This is a genomic window from Paenarthrobacter sp. CM16 (assembly GCF_013179505.1).
Lineage (GTDB): Bacteria > Actinomycetota > Actinomycetes > Actinomycetales > Micrococcaceae > Arthrobacter.
This window is the reverse complement of the sequence record NZ_JABMCX010000396.1, coordinates 1-3403: the sequence shown is the minus strand read 5'-3', so window position 1 is coordinate 3403 and position 3403 is coordinate 1. Positions and strand designations below refer to the sequence as shown.

At 62.0% G+C, this 3403-nt stretch carries 3 protein-coding genes and 1 pseudogene; all 4 read left to right on the top strand.

The genetic code is table 11. The features are described 5' to 3' along the window. The coding region (locus tag HP499_RS22355; RefSeq protein ID WP_172326286.1) for an ABC transporter permease at positions 1-501 on the top strand (501 nt) is incomplete at its 5' end. Then, positions 498-1397, top strand: coding sequence for an ABC transporter ATP-binding protein (locus tag HP499_RS22350; RefSeq protein WP_172326285.1), 900 nt, complete (start codon positions 498-500; stop codon positions 1395-1397). The genes HP499_RS22355 and HP499_RS22350, both read left to right, overlap by 4 nt. Continuing rightward, positions 1394-2308 carry an ABC transporter ATP-binding protein gene (locus tag HP499_RS22345; RefSeq protein WP_172326284.1) on the top strand — a complete coding sequence of 305 codons (915 nt, stop codon included), beginning with the start codon at positions 1394-1396 and terminating at the stop codon, positions 2306-2308. Before HP499_RS22350 ends, HP499_RS22345 begins: the two co-directional genes overlap by 4 nt. Before the next feature lie 8 nt (positions 2309-2316). After that, positions 2317-3403 (top strand): annotated as a pseudogene (locus tag HP499_RS22340) (glycoside hydrolase family 2 protein); the annotation flags it as partial.

Genomic DNA, 3403 nt, shown 5'->3' with positions numbered 1-3403 from the left:
AGCCGCGGCTTGTGGACCATCGCCGTGGTTCTGGCGTTGACCAGTTGGGCAGCCTCGGCCCGTGTTCTTCGGGCGCAAACACTGTCAGTGAGGAACAGGGACTACGTTGCAGCTTCCAAGGTCTCCGGCGAGCGCGCCTGGCGGGTGATCGCCGTCGAAATCCTGCCCAATCTCCTGCCTGTGCTGGCTTCCCAGTTCGTCTTCGCGGTGATCGCGGCGATTCTCGGCGAAGCCGGGTTGTCATTCCTTGGGCTTGGGGCGTCCAGCTCATCGACGTTGGGAACCATGTTGTTCTACGCCCAGAACGGTTTCGCCCTGCCGCTGGGTGCGTGGTGGTGGTTCCTGCCTCCGGGCCTGATGATCGCCCTGTTTGGCATGGGACTCTCCCTGATCAACTTCTCCATTGACGAGATCATCAATCCCAAGCTCAAGAACGCCCGCATGGTGCGGAAACGTGCACGCCTAGCAGCCCGGATCCAGAAGAAAGCAGTCACATCATGAGCGCAGATCTCTCCCTGGAGCACGCGCCCGGGCTGACAAACCGCGGGCCTGTCCTCTCGGTCAGGGACTTGGGCGTGGTCTACGAATCGGAACATCCTGTCCCGGCCGTCAAGAACGCAAGCTTTGAGCTTGGCCGCGGCGAGATCCTGGGCCTCGCCGGGGAATCGGGCTGCGGTAAAACCACCCTCGCCTATGCCATCAACCGCCTGCACCAGCCGCCGGCCAGGATCTCGTCCGGCCAGGTGACTTTCCACGACCGCGATGGCCAGGACATCGATCTCCTTGCTTTGGAGGACGAGGCACTCCGCCGTTTCCGGTGGTCCAAACTGTCCATGGTCTTCCAAGGCGCCATGAACGCCCTGAACCCCGTGCGCACCATTGGAAATCAGCTGGATGACACGTTGCGGGCCCACAACCCAAGCCTCCGGAAGGCAGCCCGCCAGGACCGGTGCGCAGAGGTCCTGACGTTGGTGGGCGTAGACCCCAAGCGCCTGCGTTCATACCCGCATGAGTTATCCGGTGGAATGCGCCAACGGGTGATGATCGCCATGGCCATGCTGCTGGAACCACAGGTCATGATCATGGACGAACCCACCACGGCTTTGGACGTAGTGGTTCAGCGGGACATCCTGCGGGAAATCGTGCGGCTGAAGGAGGAACTGAACTTCGCCGTCATCTTCATCACCCATGACCTCCCTCTGCTCTTGGAAATCAGCGACCGCATTGCCGTAATGCTTCGCGGAGAAATTGTGGAACTGGACACGGCCGAGGCCCTATACCGTTCCGCCTCACACCCCTACACCCGTAAACTGCTCGCCTCATTTCCCAGCCTGAGCGGCGGCAGAGGGGCGTTCATCCGTTCCGGCGAGGTATCAGATTTTGAGGAGCAGCCATGACATCTGTCTCGGTGACCAACCTGACCAAGGACTACACACTTCGTGAAGGCATCCGACGGCGGAACCTGCGGGCGGTGGATCGTGTCAGCTTCGATCTGTTGCCGGGCAAAACGGTGGCGCTCGTAGGCGAATCAGGATCGGGTAAATCGACCATCGCCAAGCTCCTGACAAAAATGGAGAAACCCTCCTCCGGCTCGGTCTCAGTGCGGCTGGATGACAAGACTCCCGTGCTGGGGTCTGTTTACCGCCGGCACGTCCAGATGGTGTTCCAGGACCCGTTCGCGTCATTGAACCCGTTCCATTCCATAGAGCACCACATTGCCCGTCCCTTGAGGATCCACGGCAGGACACGCACGCCGGCCGAAACACATCAGCGTGTGCTGGAAATGCTGGAACGCGTCAATCTGACCCCCGCCGAAATCATCGCGGCCAAACGTCCGCACGAGCTTTCGGGGGGACAACGCCAGCGCGTCGCCATTGCCCGGGCGCTGGCCCCGGGAGCCCAGGTGCTGATCGCGGATGAGCCGGTTTCCATGCTGGATGTGTCCATTCGTCTGGGCGTGTTGAACCTGCTGGGCCGCCTGCAGCGCGAGGACAATCTCGCAGTTCTCTACATCACGCATGACCTTGCCACGGCCCGGCACTTCTCGGACGAAATCCTCGTCCTGTACCGGGGGCGGGTAGTGGAGCGCGGGCCGGCGGATGATGTAATCCTGAACCCTCAGCACGCCTATACACAGCTTCTGGCCCAAGCTGCCCCTGATCCGGAACGACTCGGAAAGGTTGCCGCAAGCGAGCTTCCTCCGGACCGTGAGGCCATAGACAACACTGTGTGTTTCAACCACTTCAGCAAACGGTGGGTACACATGGATGAAATCAGCGCAGATCTTTCAACTCTCGAACACCGCTAGGACACACGATGATCTCGACACCCTTGAACGCCGGATGGACAGTATCCCCCGTTGCCGGTCCGGTACCGGCCAACATTCCGGCAAGCATCCCGGCCGAAGTCCCCGGTTCAGCACACACTGACCTGCTCCGTGCCGGGCTCATCCCGGATCCGTATCTGGATGGGAACGAGAAGAAGCTGCAGTGGATGCACCACGTCGACTGGCGCTACGAACTCCCCCTGACGCTGCCTGCACCAGGCGCTGAGGAGCGCGTCGACCTGGTGTTCGACGGCGTGGACACCGTCAGCAGCATTGCCTTGGGAGCACACGAGTTGGGCCGCACGGCCAACATGCACCGCTCCTACAGGTTCGACTGCCGTGCCGCCGCCGATGGCACCCTCCTCGATGGCGGTCAGCAAACACTGGCCGTTACCCTGTGGTCAGCAACTGCCTATGCAGAGGAACTCCGCTCCAGCCTGGGTGATCGGCCGAGCGCTTACCACCCTGTTCCCTTCAACTTCGTCAGGAAAATGGCGTGCAGCTTCGGCTGGGACTGGGGCCCGGACCTGAGGACCGCAGGACTGTGGAAGGAAGCCAGGATCGAGCGGTGGTCCGTGGCGCGGCTCGCCCAGGTCATCCCCCTGGTGAGGGTTGGCTCGGACGGTACGGGACACGTGGAGCTTCGAGTTTCCGTTGAACGCTCAGGCTTGGGCCAAGCAGGCGAGCTCACCCTGACAGCCACTGTGCTCGGTCAGGCAGTCACAGCGCAGCTCCCTGCCGACAGTGAGGCAACGGTCATTACCTTGGACGTGCCGAACGCTCCGCTCTGGTGGCCTGCCGGTTACGGCGAACAGCCACTGGCCCCCCTGCAACTCTCCCTGCAAGGACCTGCCGGCGAAGAACTGGATGCGTGGGAACGGCGGATTGGTTTCCGCACGGTCCAGGTGGACACCAGCGAGGACGAGAACGGCACGGCGTTCACGCTCCTGGTCAACGGGCAAGCTGTTTTTGTTAAGGGTGCCAACTGGATTCCGGACGACCACCTGCTGACCAGGATCACCCGGGACCGGATCAACCGCCGGCTGGATCAGGCCCTCGGTGCCAACATGAACCTCC